Source organism: Desulfotruncus arcticus DSM 17038, assembly GCF_900113335.1.
GTDB classification, from domain to species: domain Bacteria; phylum Bacillota; class Desulfotomaculia; order Desulfotomaculales; family Desulfallaceae; genus Desulfotruncus; species Desulfotruncus arcticus.
In genome coordinates this window covers 113,378-129,894 of the sequence record NZ_FOOX01000003.1, presented here as the reverse complement: position 1 = coordinate 129,894, position 16,517 = coordinate 113,378, and the positions used below count along the sequence as shown (strand labels likewise).

13 protein-coding genes are annotated in these 16,517 nt (G+C 41.6%); 4 read left to right on the top strand and 9 right to left on the bottom strand.

Translation table 11 applies throughout. The annotated features are described in order from the left end of the window. The 5 genes from BM056_RS05375 to BM056_RS05355 all read right to left on the bottom strand — a co-directional run bounded on the left by BM056_RS05375 (position 1) and on the right by BM056_RS05355 (position 6,373). A complete protein-coding gene (locus tag BM056_RS05375) occupies positions 1 to 2,940 on the bottom strand; it encodes a nitric oxide reductase activation protein NorD (protein ID WP_092469479.1) in 2,940 nt (979 codons plus the stop codon). A 13-nt stretch (positions 2,941 to 2,953) separates the two neighbouring features. Further along, entirely contained in the window at positions 2,954 to 3,763 is an 810-nt protein-coding gene (locus tag BM056_RS05370) for a CbbQ/NirQ/NorQ/GpvN family protein (protein ID WP_092469476.1), read from the bottom strand. 34 nt (positions 3,764 to 3,797) lie between these two features. Then, a complete protein-coding gene (locus BM056_RS05365) occupies positions 3,798 to 4,826 on the bottom strand; it encodes a CobW family GTP-binding protein (RefSeq protein WP_092469474.1) in 1,029 nt (342 codons plus the stop codon). A gap of 28 nt (positions 4,827 to 4,854) precedes the next feature. Then, entirely contained in the window at positions 4,855 to 5,535 is a 681-nt protein-coding gene (locus BM056_RS05360; RefSeq protein ID WP_092469472.1) for a cobalamin B12-binding domain-containing protein, read from the bottom strand. Positions 5,536 to 5,602: 67 nt separating this feature from the next. Beyond that, entirely contained in the window at positions 5,603 to 6,373 is a 771-nt protein-coding gene (locus BM056_RS05355) for a helix-turn-helix domain-containing protein (RefSeq protein WP_092469469.1), read from the bottom strand. A 306-nt stretch (positions 6,374 to 6,679) separates the two neighbouring features. On the opposite strand from BM056_RS05355, the gene BM056_RS05350 reads away from it, so the two are divergent. Further along, a complete protein-coding gene (locus tag BM056_RS05350; RefSeq protein WP_092469467.1) occupies positions 6,680 to 8,656 on the top strand; it encodes a cell division protein FtsA in 1,977 nt (658 codons plus the stop codon). A 34-nt stretch (positions 8,657 to 8,690) separates the two neighbouring features. On the opposite strand, the gene BM056_RS05345 is transcribed toward BM056_RS05350, so the two are convergent. Continuing rightward, positions 8,691 to 9,743, bottom strand: a complete 1,053-nt coding sequence (locus BM056_RS05345; RefSeq protein WP_131820728.1) for an HD domain-containing phosphohydrolase — start codon at positions 9,741 to 9,743, stop codon at positions 8,691 to 8,693. Positions 9,744 to 10,092: 349 nt separating this feature from the next. On the opposite strand from BM056_RS05345, the gene BM056_RS05340 reads away from it, so the two are divergent. The 3 genes from BM056_RS05340 to BM056_RS05330 all read left to right on the top strand — a co-directional run bounded on the left by BM056_RS05340 (position 10,093) and on the right by BM056_RS05330 (position 14,225). Further along, positions 10,093 to 12,363: an FtsK/SpoIIIE family DNA translocase gene (locus BM056_RS05340; RefSeq protein WP_092469463.1), complete on the top strand. Its 2,271-nt coding sequence runs from the start codon at positions 10,093 to 10,095 to the stop codon at positions 12,361 to 12,363. 66 nt (positions 12,364 to 12,429) lie between these two features. Continuing rightward, positions 12,430 to 13,665 carry an HD-GYP domain-containing protein gene (locus BM056_RS05335; protein ID WP_238456320.1) on the top strand — a complete coding sequence of 412 codons (1,236 nt, stop codon included), beginning with the start codon at positions 12,430 to 12,432 and terminating at the stop codon, positions 13,663 to 13,665. A 20-nt stretch (positions 13,666 to 13,685) separates the two neighbouring features. Beyond that, complete coding sequence (locus BM056_RS05330) at positions 13,686 to 14,225, top strand: hypothetical protein (protein ID WP_092469461.1); 540 nt, start codon at positions 13,686 to 13,688, stop codon at positions 14,223 to 14,225. Here BM056_RS05330 and BM056_RS05325 read toward each other — a convergent pair. The 3 genes from BM056_RS05325 to BM056_RS05315 are packed head-to-tail and all read right to left on the bottom strand — an operon-like array spanning position 14,222 to position 16,397. Continuing rightward, positions 14,222 to 14,473 carry a DUF3243 domain-containing protein gene (locus BM056_RS05325; protein ID WP_092469459.1) on the bottom strand — a complete coding sequence of 84 codons (252 nt, stop codon included), beginning with the start codon at positions 14,471 to 14,473 and terminating at the stop codon, positions 14,222 to 14,224. The genes BM056_RS05330 and BM056_RS05325 overlap by 4 nt on opposite strands. A gap of 46 nt (positions 14,474 to 14,519) precedes the next feature. Further along, complete coding sequence (locus BM056_RS05320) at positions 14,520 to 15,683, bottom strand: CaiB/BaiF CoA transferase family protein (RefSeq protein WP_092469457.1); 1,164 nt, start codon at positions 15,681 to 15,683, stop codon at positions 14,520 to 14,522. A 15-nt stretch (positions 15,684 to 15,698) separates the two neighbouring features. Next, positions 15,699 to 16,397 carry a metal-dependent hydrolase gene (locus tag BM056_RS05315; RefSeq protein ID WP_092469455.1) on the bottom strand — a complete coding sequence of 233 codons (699 nt, stop codon included), beginning with the start codon at positions 16,395 to 16,397 and terminating at the stop codon, positions 15,699 to 15,701. Between the last annotated feature and the right edge of the window lie 120 nt (positions 16,398 to 16,517).

Sequence of the window (16,517 nt, the reverse complement as noted above, 5' to 3'; positions counted from 1 at the left end):
TTAAACAGTTAACTTTTTATACAGTTCCGGCAATTTGACGGGCAGTAATTCTATATTATCAATAACTATATAACCGATTGAACCAATAATTTTTTCCAGGTATTCCTTGCCCTTACTGTCTACGGTAATACAAAATGGTGTTATTAGTTTCATTCTGGCTTCACTGATAGCTACCCTGGAATCTTCCTGGGCATACAGCAATTCATCGTGCTGGATCCATGCTTTAAGATCATTTGTATCAAACTCCGCACGGTAGCCCTCGTCATAAGGTCTCCCATCACTAAGCAGGATAAGCAGTCTTACTGATGCTTCGATTTTTTCAAGTTTTCGTATAGCGTGACGAACAGCCGCTCCAAGACGGGTTTGCCCCCCGCTCCTAAAGCCACCAAAACGCTGTTTAACTTCCGTGTTATAACTCTCATTAAACTCTTTAACAATGTAAAAGTTAACTCTTTCCCGGCCCTCGCTGTTAAAACCATAAATCGCGTACTTATCCCCTAAGATTTCCAGAGCCTCCGCCATAATAACAACTGATTCTTTTTCCACGTCTAAAATCGTTTTACCGCTTTCCAACCTTTGGTCAGTCGAATCACTTAAATCTACCAGAAAGGCTACAGCAACATCCCTGACGCGTTTATCTCTCCTGATATAAAACCCCCCGGGCGAGGCCACACCTCTCTTTTTGTCTATCCAGGTTTCTACTATTGCGTCTAAATCTTCCTGATCCCCATCCTCTTGCCTGCGATAGCGCCTAAACCTGTCCGGCCTCAACAAGGCAAAATACCTTTTTAAAGAAGAAACCAAGCCATAATAAGTTGACAAAGTGTCTCGCACAAAATAAGCAGAACTTGGTCTTAATTCAATTTCCAAGACGCGTGTCCAATCAGGTTTGTAACCCAATAAAGTACAGTCCCATTCATCGTAATATTCAATAGCTTTATATGATTCGCTTTCTTCTTGTAATAATTTCTTAATTAGGTCTTTTAAATGGCTTATTAGCTGATTTTTTTTAGCAGCATTTAGATCACTTAAAGCCTTGGTGCCGGAATAATTATCATTACTTAATAATCCAGACCAAGAGTATTCACTTTCTACTTCTTTAGATGCAGCAATCAACTCAGGACATAATTTCCCCCTATGCAGCACATAATGACATGGTTTGTATAAGTTAATATTACCTATTTTATTTTTTATATATAAATACCACTTTGTTGCCAAAATTAAGCTGTCCTTAACTGATGCATCCTTATTAATTATAGTACTGAAAGTTCTAACATAATAATTGTTATTGTCTTTTATTTTATTTAGCTTATTTACAGATAAATCAATAATTGTCTTTAATGAGCTGGCAAGTAAATCACTACCTTCCAAATCTAATAGATCAGGCATACCAGTGCAATCCAGCTCTTTTTCAATTCCAGGGTATCTTTTTTGTAGTGCCATTTCTACCCTGGCATCTTCAATATATTCAAACAGATCTTTAATCAAATCGTAGTTATCAAACATTTTGAAATAGTCATACAACCCAGCGATATTTTTTGATTTTAAAATATTAAATGCATTGGCAATGTAAGTTATTTCATCATCAGTTATTTCATATGTACCTTCCAGTATATGGGCTATTTCATGGATAAGAAAAGACTTGTATAATTTTATGTTGTCCTCCACCGTAGGGTAAACGCTTAAAAATCTGGGAAGATAAATTCTTTTACCGTCACCGGTGGCATAATTTACACTTTGCTCAGTTAATTGCTTCGGCAATAAGGCAGCAGGCTTTATAATTATTTCCTTGTTAAAAAATGCTGTCGCATAATATGTTAAACTTTTAGTCACATCTTCCAAAGAAATACCCTGTCTAAATGATATTAAAAATCTTTTACTTTCTCTTGTCTGCAGAGCAACATTCTCACAAAATCTTGTTTCTTCGTTTGAGAACTCTTCAAGCACATGACGATACCAGTTCGCATATTCATGAACGTTTAATTCTTCAAAAGCCAGCTCGCTGGAGTTTACCAAAGCTTTAGCCGCTTTCTTACTATTATTGCTGATATTCAACACAATATCAGCCCATATTACCAACCCATCAATTTTTATCTTGGGTATCACTTGGCAACTGGATTTTATGAAACATATAGCTATATCCAAGTCAATCGAATAGATTTTTCCCATCCAAGCAGGCCATATTTTCAACATTCTCTTAAAGTTATGTTCACCCATATTCTGTATGAGTGATGGTGTGGCATCAAAATATGCTATGGCCAATCCTTTATCATTAAATGATAACTTTTTACCGCAGTTCATCCAATCAGCAAATATACTAAATGATATACTCGACCATAAACTACCCGCTTTAAAATATGCTTCGCCAAGACGGGTGTCAACTTTGGCAAGAAAGAGCCCTTCATTAAACCAATCGGTTATTTCTTTATCGCTTAAAAAACGATTTATAATAGGCAATGTCTTAAAAAATTCAACTGAAGCAAGCCAATTTTCCATATTAAGTTCCAGACACATATTTATAAGCATTAATTTTTTTTGTTTATTTACTTTTTTAAATATTTCGCAACTGTTTTTGATAACCCAATTACAAGTATTTAAATTGTATCTACTTAATGCTGCACAAAATTGCGCCCACAACATAAATGCATTATTTTCCAAGACCCCTTGCATAGCGGGACTATAATTCAACCAATTCCAAAGAGTCTCCCAGGGTATGCCCATTATTTCGTAAGTTTTATTTAACCACACACGCAAAAAGCTTGGGTCTTTTGTTTGTATAACCGTTTCTACAGCGTCTTTAAAAATGTCCGCAGCCTTAATATTTTTACTATCTCTTAGAGCATCATTAACCTTATCAAATATTTTTTTTGTCTCATCACAAGAACATATATGTAAAGTTAAGAGATTATCTATTTGTTTTTTATATTCTCGCTGTGTCACGATACACCTCAACTCAATTGAAAATAGATACTGTTACTTCCTCCAAGCTTTTTTGAATGGAATGGTCATCTGTAAGGGGATTAATCATAGCCACTTTTATCGACTCAGGCACTGAAATATTTTGATTAATTAATTGCGCCGCGTAGATAATTAGCCTGGTGCTAACCCCTTCTTCCAACCCCTTATTTTTTAGACTTCTGATTTTACCTGCCAACTCCACAAGCTTTTCAGCTAATGGTTCGTTAATACCAGATTCTTTACAAACAATTTCTTTTTCTTTTTCCCTGGGTGGAAAACCAAATTCCAGGGAGACAAATCTCTGTTTGGTACTTTGTTTTAAATCCTTTAAAATAGTTTGATAACCCGGGTTATAAGATACTACCAGCAAAAACTCCTCTGGCGCCTCGATCATTTCACCTTTCTTTTCTAAAGGAAGAATACGCCTGTCGTCTGTTAGGGGGTGAATGACCACAATAGTGTCCTTGCGCGCCTCAACCACTTCATCCAGGTAAAAAATTGCTCCTCTTTTCACGGCAATAGTCAATGGACCATCGACCCACTCTGTTTGGTCACCTTTTAACAAATACCTTCCTACCAAATCCGACGTAGTTAAATCTTCGTGACAGGCTACAGTAACCAATGGGCGGTTTAGTTGAAAAGCCATATACTCCAAAAACCTGGTTTTTCCGCAACCTGTAGGTCCCTTCAGTAGTACCGGTAATTTCTTCTTAGCTGCTGATTCAAAAAGTTCAACCTCATTGTTTACGGGTAAATAGAAAGGTTGTTTTTTATGTTTAAATTCACCAATTTTATAAGTAGACAAGTTTTGACACCTCTTTTAATAGATATAGATACTATTACTGCTCAATTTCTTTTAATTTTTGTTCCAGTTCTTTTCTTTGAACATCCTTGCCAATAAATATAAACTTGTTTTCTTCTACGCTTTTCATTTGTTTAAATGATATATTGCCTTCAACATAATCAAAATTCTCATAATTTTGGCCGTTATTAAATATTCCTTTGGCTCGAATTATATTTCCATACTTTCCACCATTAATATCATTAAGCAATACATCAATTTTGTTACGATCATAAAAGGAATTTTTATTAGTTACAGCAAAAGAATCAAAGCTATGATCAAAATGCAAATGTAAAAAATGTTCACCTTGTTTTTTCTCCACTTCAGGCAAATTTGCTTCACAATTAACTGCATGGATTATTATTGCAGATTGATTGTATTTTCTAATTTCTTCTTCAACAGTAACCAAGGTTTCAGGAGTAACCAAATCAACTTTATTAATCATTACAATATCTGAATTAGCCAGTTGATCAGTATAAAAATCGCCAAATAAGCCACTATGAATATTCGGTAAAAATCTGTCGGCGTCTACAATACCAATGATGGCCTCTATTTCCAAACCCAGCTTTTTCTGGATAGGTTCCAGCGCTTCAAGAATTCCAGAAGGAACAGCTAAACCCGAAGGCTCGATAATTAACCTTTCAGGATTAATTTTGGTTTTAATTTCCGTTACAGCTCTCACAAAATCATTAGCTAGAGTGCAACAAATACAACCACTTGGCAATTCTACCATGTCGATGCTTTCACCACGTTGAATCAACTCTGCATCAATACCTATGTCTCCAAATTCATTAACCAATACAGCATTGAAAGAATCTTTTTTTTGTAAAATATTACAAATACATGTAGTTTTACCGGCACCCAAAAAGCCGCAAACTATTTTTATTTTCATATTTCTCACCTCTTGTATATTTGTACAATTGAAATTTTCTCTTACTAAATATTTAGCTAAAAAAAATGAATGTTTGAATTTTTCTGTCTTTAAATCATGATATATTACACTGACAAATAATTCAAGAAAAATCATACGCCACAAAAAGTCAAATTTCGATATATTACGCCATACATCTTGTTTCTTTTTTAATTTGATTCATAATATCAATGGCAATTTTCAAAGCATGATGAGCATCTTGCCCGTAGCCACTTGCCCCCCATCTCCTGGCGACTCTTTCTGTGACCGGGGCACCACCTATTAAAACCTTTAATTCAGGAGTCTTTTCTTTAATCTTTTTTATAATCTTACGCATTTCAATCATTGTTGTACTCATCATAGTCGAAAGGCATAGTATATCAGGTTGTATTTCATCATATTTTTTAATAAATTCTTCAATAGGAACATCTCTTCCCAGATCATAAACCCAAAACCCAGAAATTTGTAACATCATTTTTACAATGTTTTTTCCTATGTCATGAATATCTCCATACACTACTCCAATAAGCACCTTACCTTTTATTGGTATATCTCTATCCTTTACTGACTTTGTTAGCATTCCAAGACCCTTGTAAAGTACATCTGCACATAAAAGCATCTCTGGTATAAAATACACCTGATCTTCATATAGTTTACCCACCTCTTCCATCCCAGGCACTAATCCATCAAAAATTGCCTTATAGGGATCGAATCCTAACTCCAGCCACTGTCTAACTGTTATTTCCATTTGCTGATCATCAAAAAAAATAACAGCATCCTTAAACTGTTGGAGTATTTCCTTCTCACAATTAGCCAACGACTTCATTGTTTCAGCCTCCTTTCATAATTATTGTTTTTAATTGAATATTTTGTAAAATGATAAAGAAATTTTTTTAATAAAGCAAAGAATTATTATTCTTAAAAAATTCAATTAATTTAATTATATATTTTACCTCATTAGCCTTAAAGTTTCTTAAAGACCTAAGCACAACTTGTACATTTGGGTCGCCCAAGACTTCAAGAACATCCTGACTAAGCGTGGCCAGCAAATCTTCAACATCCTTAGTTTCCATAAGGAGATATGATGAAGATGTATTTAAATTTTTTGCTAAAATATCTAAAGTTTCCAAAGTAGGAGTTGTCTGCCCATTCTCTATCTGGCTAATTAAACCCGGTGATAAATTGGCATTTTCAGCTAATGCTGTAATTGTTAATCCCCTATCCATACGGATTTGTCTCATCCTACTGCCAAGACTATTTACATTATCATTTTTGTCTAAAAAGTACTTAATAGTAATATTTAATCCTTCAGATATTTTTTTTAAGTTATCCAAATCAGGAACTTCAAGACCTTTTTCATATTTTGCCAATTGATTTATCGAAATATCACATATTTCAGATAGATCCTCCAAGCTTAATCCTCTACTGTTTCGCATATATTTTAGTTTTTTTCCCGTTAGAACATCTTCTTCAGCTCCCATCAAATAACTTACAGGGATATTTAAAGTAGCACTTATTTCTTTAAGTACTTGGATAGAAGGTTTACGAATATTCCTTTCAATTGAACTAAGGTAAGAAGGGGAAATTCCTATATCGTCTGCAAGATCTTTTAATGTATAACCTCTTTCCACCCTAAAATCTCGTATTATTTGACCAAAGCTCAATTTTTTACACTCCTAGCCTTACAAAATTATAATGTTTTACGATTTCATACTATCTTCAGTATATCAAATTTTTAGCCTTTCCTGTTCAAAATATTGGAGTATTGTTGAAAATCCAGCCTAATCTGTCACCAGTAGGGGACGAACCGCTGCGGAAGAGATAAACAAAGGATAAAGACAACTATTTATCATTGCTAAATAATAGGTCGGAATTTTTTTAAAAGGGCTGTTTAATTTATCTATTATTGAAGGAAATATTGCTTCTAAGGTATAATTTAGAAAACAACCGGAAGGTGAAAGGATTATACTATGTCTTTTTCCCAGTCTGCTATTGACAACCACATTTTTGCCCTGGATATCGGTACCAGGACCGTTATCGGGCTCGTCGGACATATGGAAGGAAAAAACTTTAGAGTTATCGCCGAAGAAATGGTTGAACATGAAAGCCGCTCAATGTTTGACGGGCAAATACACGATATTCCCCAGGTTGCTGAAGTGGTCGCTCAGGTAAAATCCGGTCTTGAAAAAAAAACCGGCCTGAATCTGAATAAGGTAGCCGTTGCTGCGGCAGGCCGTTCTTTAAAAACTGTCCGCTGCACAGCGGAATTGGAGCATGACGCCAACAAAGAGATTGAACTGGTAGACATCCGCAGCATTGAATTAGCAGCTTTAAGGACAGCCCATCGGGATCTCGAATCCGGCAATATTGCTGATTATTATTGCGTTGGGCATTGTGTCATTACCTATCTGCTTGACAACATGCCCGTCTCCAATTTATTTGGTCACCGCGCAGCCAAAATTGGTGTGGAAATTGTGGCTACATTTTTGCCCGTATCCGTGGTCAACAGTCTTTACGCAGTATTGCACAGAGTAAATTTAGAACCAGTCAACCTAACCCTGGAACCCATCGCAGCAATTGATGTCGCCATCCCTGCCAGTTTCCGACTGCTAAACCTGGCCCTGGTTGATATTGGAGCGGGCACTTCTGACATAGCTATTACCCGGGATGGAAGCATTATCGCTTACGGCATGGTGCCCATGGCCGGTGATGAGGTTACTGAACCCATTGTAGAGCAGTTGCTGGTTGAATTTAACGAAGCTGAAAGAATTAAAAGGTTGGCCGGCAGTTGCGATGAAATGGCTTATACAGATATACTGGGAGCAACAGGCAACATAACCAAAAAAGATTTTTTGCCAATAATTGAACCCGCCCTGGACCGGCTGGCGGATGCCATCAGCTCCAATATTCTGGATTTAAACGGAGGCATTCCACCCAAATCGGTTTTTTGTATCGGAGGAGGCGCCAAAGCCCCCCAACTGGCGGACAAGCTTGCCCAAAAACTGCAAATGGACCCGGAAAGAGTGGTAATGCGGGACAGAAGCCACTTGCGTAATGTTGCTTTTAACGAGAAAAGTTTTTTGCCCGGGCCGGAAGGGGTTACCGTAGTTGGTATTGCCACAATTGCCCTGACCAGGATGGGCTATGAATTTATGTCGGTGCGGGTAAATAGTAGTGAGTACAAGCTTTTTAACACCCGGGAAATAAATGTATCACAAGCCCTCGGCTTAATCAGGTTTGATCCCCGCAACCTAATTGGTAAAAACGGTAAAAATCTTAAATTCTACTTTAATGGAAAAGAACACCTTGTTTATGGCGAATTGGGCGAACCGGCCCGAATTTATATTAATAACAAAGAAGCAAATTTGCAATCGTCGGTAAAAGACGGAGACGATATCATGGTCATCAAGGCAGTGGACGGCAGGGATGCTTCAGCCAGAGTTTCAGACTTTATACCCCAATCAAGCGAAATTACCTTTAAATTAAACGGCACCGACAGAAACTGGAGACCCAAGGCCTTATTAAACGGTGCCGAAGCCGGACCAAACACACTGATAAAAACCGGCGACAGCCTTGAATTCAACGCTAACCCCACCGTTGGACAGATAGCACAGGCTTATAACATTAACGTCATTGACAAAATATTAATCAACGGGCGAATTTCTAACGCTCAGGATAAGATCAGCACCGGTAATAATGTTGAAATCATTTCTCCGGTTGAAAATATTACAGGGATAACTATCACCGTTAACGGTGAAAAGTTGGTCTTGAATAAAACGAAAGCCATTTTTGTTGACATTTTTAATTTAATCGATATAGATACCACTAATCCCCAAGGCTTTCTGATTATGAAGCTGAACGAAGAACAAGCCCATTACACCGACCCTGTTCAGAATGGTGATAGCATTGAAGTTTTTTGGTCCGATCAAGAAACAGAACCCTTTTAAACAAAGAAATAAAAAAGCGCTGAATTGCGCCATTTTATTGTAAATACTGTTCTTGCACCATATGCATAAAAGAGTTGACCACCCGTGGATCAAATTGAGTTCCGGAGTTGGACTTGATTTCCTCAATCGCTTTTTCCAATGGAAAAGCTTTTCTATAACTGCGGTCCGAGGTCATAGCGTCAAAAGAATCCGCTACCGCAAGCACCCGGCTTAGTAAAGGTATTTTATTCCCCTTTAGCTTGGAGGGATACCCTCCACCGTCATATCGTTCGTGGTGATGCTTGATTACCTGTAGGATTTCTTTCATATTTTTCATGGATTCCAGTATATTCACTCCGATTATGGGGTGCGTTTTGATCACTTCATATTCCTGCTCTGTAAGTTTGCCTGGTTTGGTGAGAATTTCCTCGGGTACTCCTATTTTCCCTACATCATGCAATAACCCTGCTAAATAAGCAACATTCGCGGTTTCATTATCCGTCCCCATGTTGATGCAAATTTGTTGGGCATACTCAGCCACCTTTTCCGAGTGCCACCGCGTACAGTTATCTCTGGCAGCTATGGCATTGGCAAATGCCCTCATTGTTTCCATGTGCTGTTGTATCAACTGGTTGCCGGTTTCCATCAATACCCGGTTTATTTCTTCCAGTTGCTTTTTCTTTTTGCGATAGGGAGTCAAGTCGTGAAAAACACCACAGGCGCCTATAATTTTACCCGTGGTATCTTTTAAGATTGTCGTCCAAACACGACATATCACCAATTCTGTGGAATTGGATCGCAGTGTTAGTTCTGTGACAACGTCCCTCCCGCTATGTAAGGTTTCCATTATCGGGTCTAAGGAATAACTATCTTCACTCTCCAAATCCTGATAAAAAACATGTTTGACATGCCTGTTGATTATATTCTGATGGCGAATAAGCCTGTGTTTGCTCAAAATATCATTGCAGCCCACAATTACCCCATTAGTATCAACAACCAGCACGCCGCAGGGAGATGCTTTGATTATTAAATTCCTTAACCCGTCAAACTTCATGAACTCCCTAATTCTGTTTTCATCCCCGGAAAGCAAGTTTACACCCCAGATCAAGTACGTTTATATTTTAACACCAGGCATTATTTGCCCAAACAATAAAGAAGACTTGGTTCAGGTGGGGTTTTGACCCCACCTGAACCTTAGTCGCACTTATTTCGAGTTTATCGCCGCTTAACTCCCGCCTGTAGAGGCGGGAGTCTTAGCGGCGGTTAACGAGATCAAATTTTTTTCATTTTTTTTGATTTCTATAATCAGTCCAAAAATCCTTTTAATTTAGCTATTAATCTTAATGAATTTTTAAGCTGTCGCAACCTCCAAAACCAGGCACTGCTTGCCCTTACGACCATTTTATGGTAAGCTTCCTATATGGATTTTCCCCATATTTCGCCGGGGAGGTATATTTTTGCCCAGAACAACAAAAAATGCAACACCAAAAAAAGAAACAAATTTCAAATATGACATTGCCGGGCTGGCACTGATTGCTCTGGCTTTAATCGGCTTTGCAGGTGTCTTTACCAGCTCAGTCGGCCAAGTGGGATTATTGATCAAGCAAGGGCTGGCCATACTAACCGGTAAGGGTTACGCTGTCTTTTTAATTGTACTGATCGTGTCAGGCATTAAAATAATGAAGCGTGACAGCTGGCAAGTTAACGCCCGTTTTTGGGGTTTTGTAGTTTTATTCGGCAGCCTGCAGATATTTTTGCACAGGCACATTTACCTCTCTCAATCCTTTGAAGCAGGCCTGCGGGGCGAGGGAGGGGGCTTAATCGGCGCTGCACTTGGGTCTGTGTTCAAATATTGTTTTGGGACAGTAGGAACAAATATCATGCTGGTATTTCTCACCCTGGTGGGTGTTACTTTGTGTACCGCAAGTTCGGTTAAAGACCTGGGGGGAATCTCATGGCATAAGCTAAGAGCTTCGGCAGTAGGCACATGGCAGGCCATTATAAACTTTGTTTTTGTTGAGGCTGATGAGGATGAGGATAAAGAACAGTCCGGCCTTGGGAATAAAATCAAAAAGAAATTTAAAAAAAATCCGGATCCGCCCGGCTTACCGGAGTCTACTGAACTACCTGTGATAGAAATCACCCACAACGGAAATGAAGACGGATTAGTCAAGGAGGAAATCAATACCCCCGACCGGGAAAATACAACTGATGAGCCCCAATTGCCTGTGGAGAATACGTTTAGTAAAGGACAGGAATATCACCTGCCGCCTCTTTCCCTGCTAAATCAGGGCTCCAGTTCAAGTGGGAAAAATTCCGGTAAAGATATTAATCAAAAAATAACAACTCTGGAGCAAACCCTGGAGAGTTTCGGCATCAAGGCCAAGGTCACCCACGTAGCCGTAGGTCCGTCAATTACCAGATATGAATTACAGCCGCCGGCCGGAGTAAAAGTGAGTAAAATTGTCGGTCTATCCGACGATATAGCACTGGGTATGGCTACCACGGGTGTGCGCATTGAAGCACCTATCCCGGGTAAAGCCGCTGTTGGCATTGAAGTTCCTAATGACGAAATATCAACCGTGTCACTGCGGGAGCTTCTGGAATGCAAAAATTTCACCGGGTCAACGTCCCGCCTTACAGTGGCACTGGGGAAAGATATCGCCGGGACACCGGTGATTGCAGATTTGGCCAAAATGCCCCACCTGCTCATTGCCGGGGCTACCGGCTCGGGTAAAAGTGTCTGCGTCAACACTCTGATCAGCAGCATCCTGTTCAAAGCCACCCCGGAAGATGTAAAATTCCTCATGGTTGACCCTAAAATGGTGGAACTGGCCAATTACAACGATATCCCCCACCTGGTCAGCCCGGTGGTGACAGACGCCAAGAAAGCTGCAGGAGCGCTGCGCTGGGCAGTCAGGGAAATGGAATCCCGTTACGACCTCTTTGCAGCCGCAGGGGTTAGGGATATAACCCGCTACAATGCCATGTTCGAGGAAAATGAAAATGAGCCGGGACAGACCCCGCTTCCTTATATTGTTGTTATCATTGATGAGCTGGCTGATTTAATGATGGTGGCACCGGCCGATGTGGAGGACTCCATCTGTCGACTGGCCCAGATGGCCCGGGCCGCGGGCCTGCACCTGGTGGTGGCGACCCAGCGCCCGTCGGTAGATGTAATTACCGGTTTGATTAAAGCCAACATACCTTCACGCATATCCTTTGCCGTATCCAGCCAAATGGACTCCCGCACCATCCTTGACATGGGCGGAGCGGAAAAGCTGCTGGGTAAAGGAGACATGCTTTTCTATCCGGTGGGCGCCTCCAAGCCCATACGGGTGCAGGGCGCTTTTCTCTCCGACCGGGAAGTTGAAAACCTGGTTGACTTTCTTAAAGACCAGGCTAGGCCGGTATACAACGAAGCTGTTTTACAGGAACAGCCGGGTGGCGGAGAAAACGTGGGAACCGAAGAAGAATCCGACGAACTGCTTCCCCAGGCTACCAAACTTTTTATCGAAAGCGGTACGGCGTCTATATCAATGCTGCAGCGAAGGCTGCATATAGGCTATTCCAGGGCAGCCAGGCTGGTCGACATTATGGAAAGGAGAGGCATCGTCGGCGGATTTGAGGGAAGCAAACCAAGGTCGGTATTAATGACCATGGAACAATACCAGCAGGTTTTTGAAAACACTTCCGCCAGGCAGGAAACAAAAACCGTGGCATCATAAGAATTGTGTCAGCAACCCCGCCCCCTTGACATCCTCTTGACATAATTTAATAAGGAGAATGAATTATTGGCTGATAGATTAAATATTCATTTATACAAATTACTCAGCGCCTTCTCCATGGCTATGGATTATAACCGCTATGGCATGATGCGTCATCACCAGCGGGTGGCGCTGCTTGCGCTGTACATGGCTGAAGAATTACAACTGTCTGCGGAAGAATACCTGCCTTTGTTTTGCAGCGCCATCATACACGATGCCGGATCCAGTACCTTCCGTGAAAAAGCCAGCCTGGAATATTTTGAAGTTAATAATCCCTGGAAACACTGTGAAAGGGGTTACAAACTGCTCAACTCGGTTAGGATATTAAAGCCGCTGGCCGACATCGTTCGCTACCACCATGACAATTGGAACGGCCAAAACCTATCCGGTCTCTCGGGTGACTCGATACCCCTGGCCAGTCGTATCATTTACTTGACTGACCGCGTTGACGTTTTATCACAAAAGCCGGGAAATATTCTTGATCACCGGGATGAAATAGTTAAAAAAATTCAATCCAAATCCGGAACCATGTTTGACCCCGGGCTGGTAGAGGCATTTAGCCGTATAGCCCAAAAAGAATGCCTGTGGCTGGATTTAACCAACCAGTTTATCCAATCCCGGCTGGAACTAAAATTAGGCAATTGCCCGGTAACCGTTAATCAGGACGAAATAACCGGCATCAGTCTTATTTTTTCTCAAATTATTGACGGAAAAAGCCCTTTTACTTTCAGACATTCCCGGCTTGTGGCTGAAGTCGCAAAATTACTGGCAGAGAAAACAGGCTTTGACCGGGAACAACAAAATAACATGTATGTCGCCGGCTTGCTTCACGATCTGGGTAAACTCAGCATTCCGGATGAAATATTGGAAAAGCCTGGCAAATTGAATAGTGTTGAGTATAATCTCATCAAACAGCATACTTATATTACTTATCAGATTCTGAGCAATATTGACTGTTTTGAAGACATTAACAGCTGGGCATCTTATCATCATGAAAAATTAGATGGAACGGGCTATCCATTTCGCCTGGCGGGTAAGGACCTGCCACACGGGTCACGTATGATGGCGGTTGCCGATATTTTCAGTGCCCTGGTTGAAGACCGCCCTTACCGTAAGGGAATGTCCAGGAACGAAATCGAAAAAATTTTAACCGGACAAGTTAAAACGCAGGCCATCGATGGAGAAATAGTTGATTTACTCTTGAATCATTACAGAGAAGCTGAAGATCTGAAAGAAATAACCTGGGGACGGGAAGAAACTTAATATAAACGTGGAGGTTTTCAATGCTCTCAGCAAGCGATTATCAGTACCTGTACCAAATCACAGCAAAATCCACACCATTGACTGAGGACTGCGGATTACTTTGCGGAAAAACCTGCTGCCGTCCTGGTAAAAATAACGAGCTTGGCATGTATCTATTCCCGGGTGAGGAAGTAATGTTTACCAGGCAGGAAGATTGGTTATTTTGGGAGGAACAAGATCCTGCTGAGCAGCAATTCCCCGCATCCTGGCCCAACCCGGTCTTTTTTGTGCGCTGCAACGGACACTGCCCCAGGGAAGCCCGCCCTCTTGCCTGTCGTTTTTTCCCCCTTACACCTCATCTACAGTTAAATGGGGAATTGCTAATGATTTATGAGACCCTTGATTTGCCGTACAGATGCCCGCTGATCACACAGAGCAAACCCCTGCATCAGGGTTTTACACGCGTAGCTACAGCAGCCTGGAAGATTATGTTGAAGGACCACCGAATATATGAGCTGGTGGAAGAGGATTCCCGCTACCGGGAGGAAAACAATCTGCCGGTGCAAGTAGTACTGGGTTAATTATCATTATCCACCATTCGTACAAGCAGCGAGGCGAGAACCCTTTTCTCGTTTTCACCGGCCCCAACCCAAAGTTCATTGAGCAGCTTTTGCTCCCGGTTGCCCGGATCTACTTTATTGGCCAGAAAGTCTCCCACCCGGTAAGCGATTTCATCAATCGTTTTTTCAGACATACCTATGAATTCAGCTGCGTTAATGGCCTGGTTCAGCATTTTTTTCCACTGCCCCCAGGTTGTTTCTATTTCCAAAACATCACCCCAGGTTTATTTTTTTCCCCAGGTGAAAATTTATTCTTTAAATCACCCCGTCGCGTTTTAATAATTCCAGTTCTTGTCGGTCGAGGCCCAATGCTCCGTAAATCTCAGCGTTATGTTGGCCAAGTTCGGGCGGCGGCATTACATCTTCACGCGGCTGCCCAGAAACCATGGGATTGCGCACCTGTTTCATTTTTGTCCCACCCTGAGTGGGAACATCTAAAAAAATCTTCCGTGCATTTGCATATTCTCCACTCAATACACTTTCCGCATCACTTATTACAGTTAGACAGCAATCCACCTTACCGGAAAATTCCTGCCATTGGGCTGTGGTCCGGGATAGGAATATATCCTTTACCTCCCTGTATACCTGATCTTCCTCTACCGCCCGCGACAAATGGCCTGTCACCAGATCATCCCGCCCAAGGCCAATGCAAAAATTCTTCCAAAATTTAGCTTCAAGGGCACCCAATGCCACATAGCCGCTGTCTTTGGTACGGTAAATGTTATAACAGGCAAGGGCACCAGACAACATCATGTCACCCCGGGCCGCCGGCGTACCTGTAGCCGCTAAATTGGCCAGGTGGATGGACATCATCGAGAACAAGCCATCGGTCATTGACACATCTAGATAATTTCCCCGACCATCCCTTTGCTTTTGCCAGAGGGCTGCCAGAATGCCGATTACGGAAAACATTCCTCCTGTTAAGTCTGCTACCTGAACTCCCGGCACTACCGGTTGGGCTCCCCTTAATCCGGTAATACCGAGAGCACCGCTAACCGACATATAATTGATGTCATGACCTGCCTTGTCCCGGTAGGGACCGTCCTGGCCGTACCCTGAGAGTGAGCAGTAGACAATACCGGGGTTAACTTTTTTCAGTTCTTGATAGCCCAACCCCAGCGCGTCCATCACGCCCGGCCTGAAACCTTCGAATATTACGTCGGTCCCTTTTACTAATGATAAGAAAATTTTTTGGCCCCGTTCTTTTTTTAAATTAAGCGTAATACTTTTTTTATTCCGGTTGACCGCTAAAAAAAACACACTGGTGTCACCAATCCGGGGCATAAATTGGCGCATATAATCTCCAGTGGCAGGTTCCTCAACTTTAATCACTTCGGCGCCAAGGTCTGCCAGCAGCATACTGGCGTATGGGCCGGGAAGAAGGCGCGTCAGGTCCAAAATACGGACATCTTTCAACATCTAGCATACCACCACCTATAGTTCTATTTCTTCTCCGGGTTTTAGAACCTCCACTTGGACTTCCGGAGCTTTTTCACCCGCAAGTTCGGCAAAGCCGGCACCATCCTGAACTAAGATGGGGAATGTCCCGTAATGGATTGGCACAACCACGCGCGGTTTTAATAAAGTCAGGCTAAAGGCGGCCTGTACCGGGTCCATGACAAACACGCTGCCAATAGGCAGCAGGGCCAGGTCGATGGGGTAAATTTTGCCGAGCAGCTCCATACTGGCAAAAATACCAGTATCACCGGCATGGTAAACAGTTTTGCCGTCTTCCAGGATTATAATATAACCAACTGCTTCTCCTGCTGTCCCCGAGTGAAAGGCCTGGGTCATGATCACTTTGAGCCCGGCTGCTTCAACCGTTCCCCCAATATTCATACCCATCCCATTAATGACATTTTCTGAACCAACCCCAGCCTTCTGCAGCGCACCGCAGAGTTCCGGCTGAGCAATTATAGTGGCACCGGTAGCTTTAACCAGATCCGGAATATCTGAGCCCATATGGTCAAAATGGTCATGGGTAACCAAAATAAGGTCCGCTTGATTTAGTTCTTCCTTCTTTACCGGGCAAGCTGGATTACCTGTAATCCAGGGATCAATAAGCACTACTTTGCCGCTTTGGGTTTTGATCATACATGCAGCGTGTCCCAACCATTTAATTTGATGAGGCATGTTATTCCCTCCCGACAGTTTTTTTAATTTTGTGCATATATTTTCTTCATTATCCAGTATAACCCTGCCGGAGCAAAAAGAAAAAACAAAATAATTATCCGGAGGGGAAGCCCCTCCGGC